Annotated in this window: 11 protein-coding genes and 3 tRNA genes; 8 read left to right on the plus strand and 6 right to left on the minus strand. The window is 70.1% G+C overall.

The annotated features are described in order from the left end of the window. Positions 1 to 22: 22 nt before the first annotated feature. The 4 genes from lon to RPX00_RS16865 form a co-directional block, all read right to left on the minus strand. Entirely contained in the window at positions 23 to 2425 is a 2403-nt protein-coding gene (gene lon, locus RPX00_RS16850) for an endopeptidase La (RefSeq protein WP_406640480.1), read from the minus strand. A gap of 86 nt (positions 2426 to 2511) precedes the next feature. Next, positions 2512 to 3336, minus strand: a complete 825-nt coding sequence (locus RPX00_RS16855; protein WP_406640481.1) for an SAM-dependent methyltransferase — start codon at positions 3334 to 3336, stop codon at positions 2512 to 2514. After that, positions 3333 to 4181, minus strand: coding sequence for an SAM-dependent methyltransferase (locus tag RPX00_RS16860; RefSeq protein ID WP_406640483.1), 849 nt, complete (start codon positions 4179 to 4181; stop codon positions 3333 to 3335). Before RPX00_RS16860 ends, RPX00_RS16855 begins: the two co-directional genes overlap by 4 nt. A 35-nt stretch (positions 4182 to 4216) precedes the next feature. Then, complete coding sequence (locus RPX00_RS16865) at positions 4217 to 5158, minus strand: GNAT family N-acetyltransferase (protein WP_406640485.1); 942 nt, start codon at positions 5156 to 5158, stop codon at positions 4217 to 4219. A 249-nt stretch (positions 5159 to 5407) separates the two neighbouring features. Between RPX00_RS16865 and RPX00_RS16870 the strand changes: the two genes are divergently transcribed. From RPX00_RS16870 to RPX00_RS16895, 6 genes are all read left to right on the plus strand, one after another. Next, positions 5408 to 8029 (plus strand): putative bifunctional diguanylate cyclase/phosphodiesterase, encoded by a 2622-nt coding sequence (locus tag RPX00_RS16870; protein ID WP_406640487.1) that lies wholly within the window; start codon positions 5408 to 5410, stop codon positions 8027 to 8029. An 80-nt stretch (positions 8030 to 8109) separates the two neighbouring features. Then, positions 8110 to 8182 (plus strand) — tRNA-Thr (locus RPX00_RS16875). A gap of 51 nt (positions 8183 to 8233) precedes the next feature. Continuing rightward, positions 8234 to 8306 (plus strand) — tRNA-Met (locus RPX00_RS16880). A 49-nt stretch (positions 8307 to 8355) separates the two neighbouring features. Then, the gene (gene rpmG / locus RPX00_RS16885; RefSeq protein ID WP_005152047.1) at positions 8356 to 8520 is read left to right on the plus strand and encodes a 50S ribosomal protein L33; all 165 of its coding nucleotides are present in this window, start codon (positions 8356 to 8358) and stop codon (positions 8518 to 8520) included. 125 nt (positions 8521 to 8645) lie between these two features. Continuing rightward, entirely contained in the window at positions 8646 to 9095 is a 450-nt protein-coding gene (locus tag RPX00_RS16890; protein WP_406640490.1) for a MaoC family dehydratase N-terminal domain-containing protein, read from the plus strand. Next, positions 9092 to 9490 (plus strand): MaoC family dehydratase, encoded by a 399-nt coding sequence (locus tag RPX00_RS16895; protein ID WP_406640492.1) that lies wholly within the window; start codon positions 9092 to 9094, stop codon positions 9488 to 9490. Before RPX00_RS16890 ends, RPX00_RS16895 begins: the two co-directional genes overlap by 4 nt. A gap of 361 nt (positions 9491 to 9851) precedes the next feature. Here the strand turns inward: RPX00_RS16895 and RPX00_RS16900 are convergent, their stop codons facing one another. After that, complete coding sequence (locus RPX00_RS16900) at positions 9852 to 10730, minus strand: SGNH/GDSL hydrolase family protein (RefSeq protein WP_406640494.1); 879 nt, start codon at positions 10728 to 10730, stop codon at positions 9852 to 9854. Between the two features lie 80 nt (positions 10731 to 10810). After that, entirely contained in the window at positions 10811 to 11716 is a 906-nt protein-coding gene (locus RPX00_RS16905; RefSeq protein ID WP_406640495.1) for a TIGR03619 family F420-dependent LLM class oxidoreductase, read from the minus strand. 424 nt (positions 11717 to 12140) lie between these two features. Between RPX00_RS16905 and RPX00_RS16910 the strand changes: the two genes are divergently transcribed. After that, positions 12141 to 12213: transfer RNA gene (locus RPX00_RS16910), tRNA-Trp, on the plus strand. A 32-nt stretch (positions 12214 to 12245) separates the two neighbouring features. Beyond that, positions 12246 to 12680 (plus strand): preprotein translocase subunit SecE, encoded by a 435-nt coding sequence (gene secE, locus RPX00_RS16915; RefSeq protein ID WP_378301092.1) that lies wholly within the window; start codon positions 12246 to 12248, stop codon positions 12678 to 12680. Positions 12681 to 12695: the final 15 nt, after the last annotated feature.

The following is a 12695-nucleotide window of genomic DNA, read 5'->3' on the forward strand; positions in this document are numbered from 1 at the left end:
GGGCCCTTGCCTCAACCACGGATCAAGCCGCCTGCCGGACCTCCGAAGAAGCCGGGGTCAGCGCCAGCTCCAGCACCTCCCGCACGTTGGCCACCGCGTGCACTTCCAGCTGCGACAGCACTTCCGCGGGCACGTCGTCCAGATCCGGCTCGTTCCGCTGCGGGATGATCACCGTCTTCATCCCCGCTCGGTGCGCGGCGAGCAGCTTCTGCTTCACCCCGCCGATCGGCAGGACCCGGCCGGTCAGCGAAACCTCCCCGGTCATCGCCACGTCCGCCCGGACCACCCGGCCCGACAGCAGCGACGCCAGCGCCGTCGTCATCGTGATGCCCGCCGACGGACCGTCCTTCGGCACCGCGCCCGCCGGGACGTGCACGTGGATTCCCCGCTCCCGCAGGTCTCCCACCGGCAGTTCCAGCTCCGCACCGTGCGAACGCAGGTACGACAGCGCGATCTGCACCGACTCCTTCATCACGTCACCCAGCTGCCCGGTCAGCTGCAGGCCCGAAGCCCCGCTCTCCGGATCGGCGAGCGACGCCTCGATGTACAGCACGTCTCCGCCCGCACCGGTGACTGCCAAACCCGTTGCCACGCCTGGCAAAGACGTCCGCTGGGTGGCCGTCGGCAGCGAGGATTCCGGCACGTGCCGCGGCCGGCCGAGGTAGGTCTCCAGGTCCTCAGCGGACACCGACAGCGGCAGCGAGACCGAACCCAGCGCCACCTTCGTAGCGATCTTCCGCAGCACCTTCGCGATCGTCCGGTTCGCGTCGCGCACCCCGGCCTCGCGGGTGTACTCGGCCGCGATCCGGCTGAACGCGTCGTCGGTCAGCACCACGTCGCCGGACGCCAGACCGGCCCGCTCAAGTTCGCGGGGCAGCAGGTGATCCCGCGCGATGGTGACCTTCTCGTGTTCGGTGTAGCCGTCCAGCGTCACCAGTTCCATCCGGTCCAGCAGCGGGCCGGGGATGGTCTCCAGCGCGTTGGCCGTGGCCAGGAAGACCACATCGGACAGATCCAGCTCGACCTCGAGGTAGTGGTCGCGGAACGTGTGGTTCTGTTCCGGGTCCAGCACTTCGAGCAGCGCGGCCGTCGGGTCGCCGCGGTAGTCGGCGCCGACCTTGTCGATCTCGTCGAGCAGCACGACCGGGTTCATCGAGCCGGCTTCCTTGATGGCTCGCACGATCCGGCCCGGCAGCGCGCCGACGTACGTCCGCCGGTGGCCGCGGATCTCCGCCTCGTCCCGGATGCCGCCCAGCGCGACGCGCACGAACTTCCGTCCCATCGCCTTCGCGACGGACTCGCCCAGCGAGGTCTTGCCGACCCCGGGAGGACCGGCGAGCGCCAGCACGGCACCGGAACGCCGTCCGCCGACCGGGCCGAGACCCGATTCCGCGCGGTGCTTGCGCACGGCCAAGTACTCGATGATCCGTTCCTTGACGTCGTCCAGGCCCGCGTGGTCCGCGTCGAGCACGGCCCGCGCGGCGGCGATGTCGTAGACGTCCTCGGTCCGCTCGTTCCACGGCAGCTCCAGCACCGTGTCGAGCCAGGTCCGGATCCAGCCGCCTTCGGGCGACTGCTCGGACGTCCGCTCCAGCTTGTCGACCTCGGCCAGCGCGGCCTTGCGCACGTCTTCTGGCAGGTCAGCGGCCTCGACCCGGGCGCGGTAGTCGTCGTCTGCCGCGGTGCCGTCGAGTTCGCCCAGCTCCTTGCGGATCGCTTCGAGCTGACGGCGCAGCAGGAATTCCTTCTGCTGCTTCTCCATCCCGTCGGCGACGTCCTTGCGGATGGTCTCGGTGACCTCCAGTTCGGCCAGGTACTCCCGGCTCCACTCGAGGGCCTTCTCCAGCCGGACGCTGACGTCGAGCGCGCTCAGCAGCTCCAGCTTCTGGTCCGTGGACAGGTACGGCGCGTTGCCGGCCAGGTCGGCGATCGCGGACGGCTCCTCGACCTGCTGGACGGCGTCGATCATCTGCCAGCCGCCGCGTTGCTGCAGCACGGAGATGACCACGGCCTTGTACTCCGCGGCGAGCTGCACGGTCCGGTCGTCGGAAGTCTCTTCGGCGGTGTCGGCGTGCACCCAGCGGGCCGCGCCGGGACCGTCGGCGATCCGGCCGACGACGGCGCGCGCGGTGCCGCGCAGCAGCACGGCGGACTTGCCGCCGGGAACGCGGCCGATCCGTTCCACGGTCGCGACGGTGCCCAGTTCGGCGTACTCGCCGTGCACGCGGGGGACGATCAGGACTTCGGCCTTGCTCGCCCCGCCGGAGCGGATCCCGGGGAACGACGCCGTCGCGGGGGTCTTGGCTTGTGCGGACTCCACTGCGGCCCGGGTCTCTGCGTCGCCGAGGTCGAGCGGGACCACCATGCCCGGCAGCACGACGTCGTCATCGAGCGGGAGGACGGGCAGGAGGCGGGGGTCGGACATGTGCACTCCTCGAATAGTTGAGTCTGCTGTGCTCAACTCTCCGAGGGGTGGGTTTGTTTCCAGCGGAGTGTTCGCTGGGAGAGAAGTCAGGGCTTGACCGCGACGGCGCCCCAGGCGAACGGCCGGACCTCCGCGGCGAACTCCGAAACCGGCTCGTCCGGCCGCCAGTCCGGCAGCGCGCTCATCCCCGGTTCCACCAGCGGCCAGCCGCCGAACCACGGCCGGATCTCGTCGTCCGAGCGCAGGTACGCCGGGTTCGACGTGTCCTTGTACGCGTCCACGAACCGGCGGACCTCGGCGGCCCGCTCCGGCGGCGCGTCGTCCCGGCAGGTCGCGTGCGTCACGGCCAGCCACGAACCGGGCGCGAGCCGGTCGCGGTAGGTCGCGACCAGCTCGTCCGGCCGGTCGCCGGGGCCGAGGAAGTGCAGCACGGTGATCATCAGCAGGCAGACCGGCTGCGACCAGTCGATCAGCCGCTCGGTCACCTCGTCGGCGAAGATCGCGTCCGGATCGCGGATGTCGCGTTCCACGATCCCGGCCCATTCGGTCGCGTCCTCGTCTTCGAGGATCACTCGCGAATGCGCCGCCGCCACCGGTTCGTAGTCGACGTACACGACCGTCGCGGGCAGCCGCTCGCGCACGATCTCGTGCACGTTGCCCGCCGTCGGCACGCCCGAGCCGAGGTCGAGGAACTGGCGGATCCCGGCGTCCAGCGCGGCCCGGACGACCCGGTTCATGAACGCCCGGTTCTCCCGCGACATCGGCCGGATCAGCGGCCACACCTTCTCGACGCGACGGCCGAATTCCCGGTCCACCGCCCAGTTCTGGGTGCCGCCGAGGTACCAGTCGTAGATCCGCGCTGCGGACGGCTTGTCGACGTCGACGCCCTTCGGCGCGTCCGGCGCGGTCATGGCTTGCGGGCCACGGCGCACCAGGCGAACGGCCGCGCCTCCGCCTCGACCGCGTTCAGCTCGCGCTCCGGCCGCCAGTCCGGCAGGTGCGTCATCCCCGGCTCCAGCAGCGGCCAGCCGCCGAAGAACGGTTCGATCTCCTCACGGTCGCGCAGCCACATCGGATTGCTCGTCTTGCGGTACTGCTCGACGAACCAGCGCAGCCCCTCCAGCGCGGGCCCGCTGCCGTCGCCCTCGCTCATCTGCGAGATCGCCAGCCAGCTGCCGGGAACGAGCTTGTCGCGGTAGGCGCGCACGATGGCGTCCGGATCGTCGTCCGGGCCGACGAAGTGCAGCACCGCCATCAGCATCACGCACACCGGCTTGCTGAAGTCGATCAGCTCGCGGGTGCGCGGGTCGTTCAGCACGGCACGGGGATCGCGCAGGTCGGCCTGCACGATGCCGGCCCAGTCGGTGGCCGCCTCGTCCTCGAGGATCAGCGTCGCGTGCGCCACGGCGACCGGTTCGTAGTCGACGTAGACCACGGTGGCCTGATCGTCCTCGCCGAGCGCGGCCTCGACCACCTCGTGCACGTTGCCCGCGGTCGGCACGCCGGAGCCGAGGTCGAGGAACTGCCGGATGCCGTCGTCCAGCGCGGCGCGCACCACGCGGTTCATGAACTCGCGGTTCTGCTTCGCGCCGGGCCGCGCGAGCGACCACATCTTCTCGATCCTGCGGCCGAACTCCCGGTCCACCGCCCAGTTCTGCTTGCCGCCCAGGTACCAGTCGTAGACCCGCGCGGCCGAGGGTTTCTCGACGTCGACGCCTTCCGGCGCTTTCGGTGCGGCGTCGGGTTTTTCGGTCACTGGGACTCCCCTCGGATGGCCTGGCAAGCGCCAGACTAGCGAGCGCGCACCGCGGGCCGTCGCTGCCAGCCGGTCCACAGCGGCCGATAGCCCTGCGCGTACCAGAACGGCGTCGACCGCGGATTCGCCACGGCGTGGTGCAGCAGCACGACATCCGCGCCTGCCTCGTCGAAAACCTGGTGCGCGTGCGCGGCCAGCGCGGTGCCGACACCGGACGACCGAGCCGTCTCGGAAACCGCCAGCGACGACAGATAACCCACGCGAGAAGCGGCCACGCGGTGCCGGATCCAGCCAGTCTCGTCGGGCATCTGCAGCACGACCATGCCGAGCGGCTGGCCGTACAGCTCCGCGATCCACACCTGCGGTTCGGGCCGTTCGAGGTGGTGCAGCAGCTCCTTGGTGATCAGCTCCTCGACGCCGGGGCGGAGCGTGATCCGGCCGAACTGCGCGTCGTACCGCTGCAGTTCGAGCTGCAGCGCGACCGCGGTGGAGAGGTCGTCCGTCGTCGCGTGCCGGATGCAGACGCCCGGCGTCGCGGCCGGGCCGGCGGCCATCCGCTGTGCCGGGCGGACCGCGAGCACGCCCACCGGAGCGAAGCCGTGCCGGAGGAGTTCGGTGGCCCCGGCGGTGTCGCGGCTGGGCCGGGAGAGCACCGCGGCGCACTCCGTATCCCCCACTCGGGCGAGGGACCCCAGGTGTTCATCCCATCGAGTGAGCAAAGCGTCGAGTCCGGCGGCCGGATCGGGCCCGGCGAGCTGAACCTCCAGCCGGTGCTCGACGAGTGCCCGCCACCTCGACTGAGGGCTGTCCGGGCCCAGTCCGGTACAGGTGCTCAGACCGGCCGCGGTGGTGTCGCCGACCTCGGCGGAAAGCAGGACGGAATCCCCTCCGACCTCGAAGGGGAGTGGCGCGGGAAGCAGCGCGTCCACCGTGGCGATGCGCGCCGCATGGCCGGTGGCTGTCACGTCGTTGTGCATGCCGCCATTGTCCGCCGACCGGCGCGGAAAAGACCCCCAGAACACTCCCCGGCTCGGGGGTTCCCGGGCGAACCGGGAGTTTCACTCCTTGGTCCACGCAGGTCAGCGAAGAACGCCCATTGTTAACCCTGGGGTGATCTCCTACTGTCTCGAAAGGGACGTCGGTACGCCCTACGGGGTAAGGTGGCGCCCTCGCCCACACCTGACGTCACGGACGAGCGCGACCGGGCAGCCGGGAAGGAAGGTCGGATGCCGGACAGCAACGCCCATCCCGGTACCGCGCCGGAGGCGATGGGCTCGGGAGGTGCTGGCTCCGCACCGGCCGAGGGCCGCACGGACGAGAGCCGCTTCCGCGTTTACACCTTCTTCGTCCTCGGTCTCGGCCTGCTCGCGGCCCTCGCCGTCAGCGCCTGGCTGCCGTTCCACGGTTCGGCCAAGCTCTGGTGGATCGGCCCGGTCCTCGCGGTCGCGTTCCTGCTCGCCGAACAGCTCGGCATCAACGTCGACGTCCGCAGCGGGATTTCCTGGACCATCTCATTCACCGAGATTCCGCTGGTAATCGGTTTCTTCGTCGCACCGTTCGAAGTGGTGCTCGCCGCGCATCTCGTGGCGGGCATCGGCACCCTGCTCGCCCGCAAGGTCGCCGGCCGGGTCCTCTACAACGCGGGCGCGTTCCTGCTCGAGATCACCGGCGCGTTCGCCGTCGCCGGCCTGGTGCACCTGGCCATGGGCGGCGGGCCGACCATGCCGTGGGTCGCCGCGCTCGCCGGCACGCTCACCGCGCCGCTGGTCAGCACGCTGCTCGCGCTGGCCGCCGTGCGCGTGCTGCGCCGCCGGATGCGCGTGAGCACCGCGATCCGGCTGACCGGCCGCATCCTCGTGGTCGGCTTCGTCAACGCCTCGGTCGGCCTCACCGGCTACCTCGTCATCGCGAGCACCCCGCAGGCCTGGCCGCTGGTGCTGGCGGTGTTCCTCGGTCTGACCGCGCTGTACTGGGCTTACTCCGATCTGCTTCGCGAGCAGCGGGACATGGAAGCGCTGTCCGACGTCAGCCTGATGGTCGCGCGATCCGGTCAGCAGGCCGCCGCTCGCCCGGCGAGCCGCGGCGAGGAACTGGTGGGCGGGGTCGACGTGCGCGAATGGGCCACGATCGCGGAGCGGATCAAGGACCAGCTGGCCGCCGGACGCGTCGTGCTGCGGCTGCGGCTGGAATCCGAAGACCCGATGCGCGTCGTGGTCGCGGGCAACGACCTGCCGCCCGCGGACCCGGCCAACGACGATCCGCTGCTGCGCCTGCCCGGCGCGCACGTCCGGCACTTCCGCATCACCGAGGCCAATCCGGACGTCCGCGCGGCGCTGCTGGAACGCAGCGCGCAGGAAGCGCTCGTGGTCCCGTTGCGCAGCGCGAACCAGCTGCTCGGCGTCGTCGAAGCGCACGACCGGCTCTCGCGCTGGCGCGGCTTCGGCAAGTACGACGTCCAGCTGCTCGGCACGATGGCCAGCCACCTCGCGACGTCGCTCGACAACCGGCGCCTCCTCGCCACCCTCCGCCACGACGCCTACCACGACCCGCTCACCGGGCACCTGAACCGGCCGGGTTTCCAGCAGGTCTCGCGGGATCCGCTGCGCGAATCGGCGGAGGTCGTGGTGCTGCGGATCGACCTCGACGTCTTCTCCACGGTCAGCGACGCGCTCGGCTACTCGTGGGCGGACCGGATGGTCGTCGCCGCGGGCACCCGCATCCGCGGCGCACTCGGCCCGGACGTCCCGCTCGCCCGGCTCGAAGGCGCGTCCTTCGCCGCGCTGCTCGTCGACTGCACGATCGAAGACGCGCATCGCGCGGCCGAACGGCTGCGGGTCCAGCTCTCCGAGCCGTATCCGGTGGACCGGCTTTCGGTCGAGGCCAACGCGATGATCGGCTACGCCAGCTCGGCGGACGACGCGGGCGAGGTCGACGTCGACGGCCTGCTGCAACGCGCCGACGTCGCCGTCCGCGCCACCCGCGGCGGCGAGGAAGTGCGCGGCTACGTGCCGAGCATGGGCCAGATCTTCCTGCGCCGGTTCCAGATGGTCACGCAGTTCCGGCAGTCGCTCGAGGACGGCCACGTCTCAGTGCATTACCAGCCGAAGGTGACCCTGCCGAACCGGCAGGTCCAAGGCGTCGAGGCACTCGTGCGCTGGGTGCACCCGGAGTTCGGCAGGCTCGGCCCGGACGAGTTCGTGCCCGCGATCGAAGCGGCCGGCCTGATCGGCGTCCTGACGTCGTTCGTGCTGGAGGAATCGCTGAAGCGCGTCCGCAAGTGGCTCGACGAGGGCCTGCGGATCTCCGCGGCGGTGAACCTGTCGGTGCGCAACCTGTCCGACGACGACTTCCCGGCGAAGGTCCAGCGCGAACTGGAACGCTTCGACGTGCCGCCGGAGCTGCTGACGTTCGAGCTGACCGAGTCCGGCGTGATGTCCGACCCGCAGAAGGCGCTGCCGATCCTGCGCGAACTGCATTCGCTGGGCATCGTGCTGGCGGTGGACGACTTCGGCACCGGCTACTCGTCGCTCGCGTACCTGCGCCAGCTGCCGGTGGACCAGGTCAAGATCGACAAGAGCTTCGTCCTCGGCATGGGAACGGATCTCGGCGACCTGGCCGTGGTGCGGTCGATCGTCGAGCTTGGCCACTCGCTGGGCCTGACGGTGGTGGCCGAAGGCGTCGAGGAGGACGTGGCGCGCGATCAGCTCGAGGCGATGGGATGTGACGTCGCACAGGGCTATCTGATCTCGCGGCCGCTGCCGGAGGACCGTCTGGAGGCTTGGCTGCAGGCCCGCACGGCCCGCTCGCCGGGGCGGCACTCGGAGACCGTGCTGACCCTGCTGACCTGAGGTTTTGCGGTTAACCGACCCCGGTTGCACGGGTAGCTCGGACGGGTTGCTAATCTTTCCAAGTCCTCGCGAGAGGCAAGGCCCCTTTAGCTCAGTCGGCAGAGCGTCTCCATGGTAAGGAGAAGGTCTACGGTTCGATTCCGTAAAGGGGCTCTCGACCTCTAGCCGCGTCACCTAGCCGTGTCGCGGCTTGGGTCATGTAAGGGCGGTGTAGCTCAGTTGGCAGAGCAAGCGGCTCATAATCGCTGTGTCGCCGGTTCAAGTCCGGCCACCGCTACGCGGTAACGACGGGGCTGGCCCCCGGATCTGAGAGAGAAGGAAACGCTGTGGCTGCCACCGACGTGCGACCCAAGATCACGCTGGCGTGCGAGGAGTGCAAGCACCGCAACTACATCACCAAGAAGAACCGGCGCAACAACCCGGATCGCCTTGAGATGAAGAAGTTCTGCCCGAACTGCGGTACGCACCGGACTCACAAAGAGACCCGCTGACGCAGGCGGTCTTTTCCAGCTTCGAAAAGCCGTCCCGGCATCGCGCCGGGGCGGCTTTTCGCCGTTCTACTGGCCAGTTCTGGCACCCACGCGGGACGACGCCGGGGTTCGGTTAGCCTCTTCGCGTGCCTTTGGACCAGTCGTTCACCGGGCGGGAGTACCCGTCGGACAGCAAGTACTTCGTGAGCCGGGAGAAGATCCGCGAGTTCGCCGACGCGATCGGCGACCCCAACCCGGTCTACCGGGACCCGGAGGCGGCCCGCGCGGCCGGCCACCCGGACGTGCTCGCGCCGCCCACCTTCCTCACCATCCTCAACCTGCCGAAGATCAACGGCATCGTGTCCGACCCCGCGCTCGGCCTCGACTACTCCCGGATGGTCCACGGCGACCAGGGCTTCCGCTACGAACGCCCGGTGCACGCGGGCGACGAGCTGGAAATCTCGGCCACGATCGAGGCGATCATGGCGCGGGCGGGCAACGACTTCATCAACCTCCGCGCGGAAATCACCGACGCGGACGGCAAACTCGTGTGCACGACGCGGGCGCAGCTCGTGGTGCGGGGGGCGGAAGCGTGAACATCGGCGACGAACTGCCTCCGCTGGAGGTCCGCATCACCCGCGAGCAGCTGGTCCGCTACGCCGGAGCCTCGCTCGACTTCAACCCGATCCACTGGAACGAGCACTTCGCCACCAAGGTCGGCCTCCCGGACGTGATCGCGCACGGCATGCTCACCATGGCGCTGTCCGGCCGCATCGTCACCGACTGGCTCGGCGACCCGGCCCGCCTCGTGGACTTCAGCACGCGCTTCACCCGCCCGGTCGTGGTGCCCGACAACGACGAGGGCGCACTGGTCGAGGTCACCGGCAAGGTCGGAGCCATGACCGACGAGGGGCTCGCCCGGATCGATCTGACGGTCAAGTTCGAAGGCAAGACCGTACTGGGCAAACCGCAGGCCCTCGTCCGCCCCTGACCTCGGGTTCGGCCGGGCTCGGTTAGCGCCCAGCCCGGCCAGGGGCGCCCTGCTCCGCGCTGACGACACGTGCCTCGCCCAGCCTGCGCGGCCGCGATTCGACGCGGCTTGCCCTAAGCCCGCTCCGGCTTGCCTGGGCCTGCTCCGGCCCGCTCCTCCTCGGCTTGATCTGCCGCGCCAGCCTGATCTGGGATCCGCCCCCAGCCTGCCCCGCCCGGGTCCGGTCGGGCTTGGCCTGATCTCGCCAGGTCTGGCTTGGCCCGCTCAACCGCACGGCTTGGTCGATCCGGGCTGGCTAGCCGATCCCGGTCACCGACCGCCCCAACGCCACGTTGGGCGCATGCCACCACCTCGGGCCGCGTCAGTGCACCCCGAGAACCGACTCCACCACCTCGGCCATCCCGGCCTCGCCCCGCGCGTTCGGGTGCAGGGTCGCGGCCGAGGACGTCGGGACCAAGCCCTCCACCCACTTGGTATCCGAATTCGCGCACACGTCGTGCCCCTTGCTCGGCACGGCCGTGTCAGCGAACCCGGAGTCGTGGGATTTGGCCTGATCGGCAAGGGCGTCGTTGAGCTTGTCGAGCGCGCCCCGCAGATACGCGACGTCGCCGGCCCCCAACGGCAGCACCGGCCAGCACCCGTCCCCGTCCGGAAGGACCGTCGGATAACCGACGACCACCACTCGCGCCTTCGGGGCCTTCTGGTGGATCTGGTCCAGCGCCGTGCCGACCTTCTTCGCGGTCGCGCTGATGCGGTCGGCCAGCTCGTCCTTGCCGCCCGCGGTGAGCCGGTCCTTGCAGGGCGAGGCGTTCTGGTGGGCGGTCACGCAGGTCTGTGCCAGCGAGATGAATCCCACATCATTGCCGCCGATGCCCAAGGTGACCAGCGTCGTGTCCGCGGTGACCGAGTCGAACTGCGGCGGGTTCGAGCCGCTGCGCGTCGACTGGGTTTCGGTCAGGTCGTCGGTGGTCGCGCCGCTGCAGCTGACGTCCACGAACTTCGCGGGCTTCAGCTTCGCCGACACCAGGTGCGGATAGTTGTTGTCCGACCGCGCGCACCCAGCCGGTGCGCCCGCCTGTTTCCCGGTGCGCGGCGCGGACGTGTACGAGTCGCCGAGGGCCACGTACCGGCCGCTGCCGCCGCCGGTGTCCGCGCCGGACGGCGGTGCGGCCGACGAGTCGTGCTTCGCCTTGTAGTAGCCGACGGCCAGCAGCGCCCCCACGACAACGAGGACGAGCAACCCGCATCCACCGCTCTTCTTAGCCCCCACTCGACCGTTCTACCGGTCCGGCCCGCCGACGACGACCCGCTTACGGGTGATCACGCGAAGACAGCGGCATGCAGCTCGCCGGCCAGTTCCAGTGCGTGCGGCACGGTTTCGGCCACGTAGTGCAGATCGACCAGCGCTTCGGTGATGCCGTCGGCCTCGGCTGCCTTCAACCGGGCCGCGACGTCCTCGACGGTCGCCGTCGACGAACCCGGCGTCGGGTTGAGCCGCAGCACCCGGCGCAGCGTCGAGGGGTCTCGCCCGGCCTTCTCGGCGGACTCGACGACCACCGCCCACTTGTCGCGCAGCATCGGAGCCGGGAGCCCGGCGGGCAGCCAGCCGTCCGCGATCCGGCCGACGCGCCGCAGCGCCGCGTCCGACGCTCCGCCCAGCAGCACTGGCGGGCCAGGCTGCTGCATCGGGCGCAGGCCGATCAGCGAGTCCGGGATGTCCCAGCGCTCGCTTCGGTGCCCGGCCGGGTCGGCGGTCCACAGCGTCCGCAGCACCTCGACCAGCTCGGCCAGCCGCGCGCCGCGGTGCTCCCACGGCACGCCGGCGGCGATGTACTCGTCGCGGAGCCAGCTGAGCCCGAGGCCGACGTCGAGCCTGCCGCCGGACAGCAGGTCCAGCGACGTGAGCGAACGAGCCAGCAGCACCGGCGAGTAGAGCGGGCCGTTGAGCGTGCTCGACCCCAGCCGCGCGGTCTCGGTCGAGTTCGCGGCGATGGTGAGCGCCAGCAGCGGATCGACGAAGCGGACGAACTCCGGCGGATACGGCCGTTCGGGTGTTCCGGAGGCCGGGTAGTAGGTCTGCGGGGAGACCGGGGTCAGCACCCGGTCGCCGACCCAGAGCGAAGCGAAGCCGATGCGCTCCGCCTCGGCGGCGAATCCGGCGATGGCGGAAGGGTCGGCCAGCTTGCCGTATTGCGGCAGCGCGAGCCCCAGTCGTAACGCAGTCACCACAACTCCTTGATCAAGAATTTCGCTTGCCAGTCAACGAAGATCATCTTCCGCTGCGCGAAGCTTGGTGGCCTGGAAGGGAAAACCACGACGGCGGCGAAGGCTTCGCTTGCCGGGCAACGCATCCGAACGGCGCGAAATCGCCGTCGCCGCGGGGCTCCGGCCAGCCCGTTGACGGTTCGGCGATTAATCGGATTACGGTGCACTGGCCCATCGTGGCACGATCGGGTGATCTTCGCCGAGGGGTTCCGGACAGTGCCCGAAGGGTCCGGATCGACCGCCGCGGCGCCGTCGAGGGGGCTGGGTTGCAAGGCGACATCCGGCTTGCCGTAGACTTCGGAACTCGGAACGCACTACGGTCATCCCCGCCGGATGGTGGGGATGATGGAATGCGTCCTCCGGAGCCAGGGTGACCGGGCTCCACAGGGGTGTAGCTCAATTGGCAGAGCAGCGGTCTCCAAAACCGCAGGTTGCAGGTTCAAGTCCTGTCACCCCTGCGTACGGGAACTGGTGGAGCGGAGGAGTGGTCGTGAGCGACAGCGACGCCAGCGGCGAGCACGAGCAGGACGATTCGGGCAAGCAGCCCGGAGTCGAATCCCGCCCGGTGTCCGCCGCGGCTCGGCGCGAACGCCGCGCTTCCGCTCGGCCGGCAGGCAAGTCCGAGGCACGGCCGGGCTCGACCCGTCCGTCCGGCAAGGCGGGCGACAAGGTCGCGAAGCCCGCCGACGCCAAGGGCGCGCCCACCCCCAAACGGGACCGGAAGGCGAAGAAGGCCTCGGTGTTCGCCCGGTTCACGCGGTTCATCCGCGAGGTCTGGGCCGAACTGCGCAAGGTCATCTGGCCCAACCGCAAGCAGATGGTCACCTACACCGCGGTCGTGCTGGTGTTCGTGGTGTTCATGGTGGCCCTCGTGAGCGGTCTCGACCTCGGCTTCAAGGAGCTGATCGGGCTGGTCTTCGGCTGACGCCCGACGGGCGCG

The sequence above is a fragment of the Amycolatopsis sp. WGS_07 genome (genome assembly GCF_045278895.1).
Taxonomy (GTDB): Bacteria; Actinomycetota; Actinomycetes; order Mycobacteriales; family Pseudonocardiaceae; genus Amycolatopsis.

What these genes read in the sequence shown, in the direction of transcription:
- lon (WP_406640480.1), bottom strand. Translation starts at nt 2,425, where the DNA reads ATGTCCGACCCCCGCCTCCTGCCCGTCCTCCCGCTCGATGACGACGTC.
- RPX00_RS16855 (WP_406640481.1), bottom strand. Translation starts at nt 3,336, where the DNA reads ATGACCGCGCCGGACGCGCCGAAGGGCGTCGACGTCGACAAGCCGTCC.
- RPX00_RS16865 (WP_406640485.1), bottom strand. Translation starts at nt 5,158, where the DNA reads ATGCACAACGACGTGACAGCCACCGGCCATGCGGCGCGCATCGCCACG.
- RPX00_RS16870 (WP_406640487.1), top strand. Translation starts at nt 5,408, where the DNA reads ATGCCGGACAGCAACGCCCATCCCGGTACCGCGCCGGAGGCGATGGGC.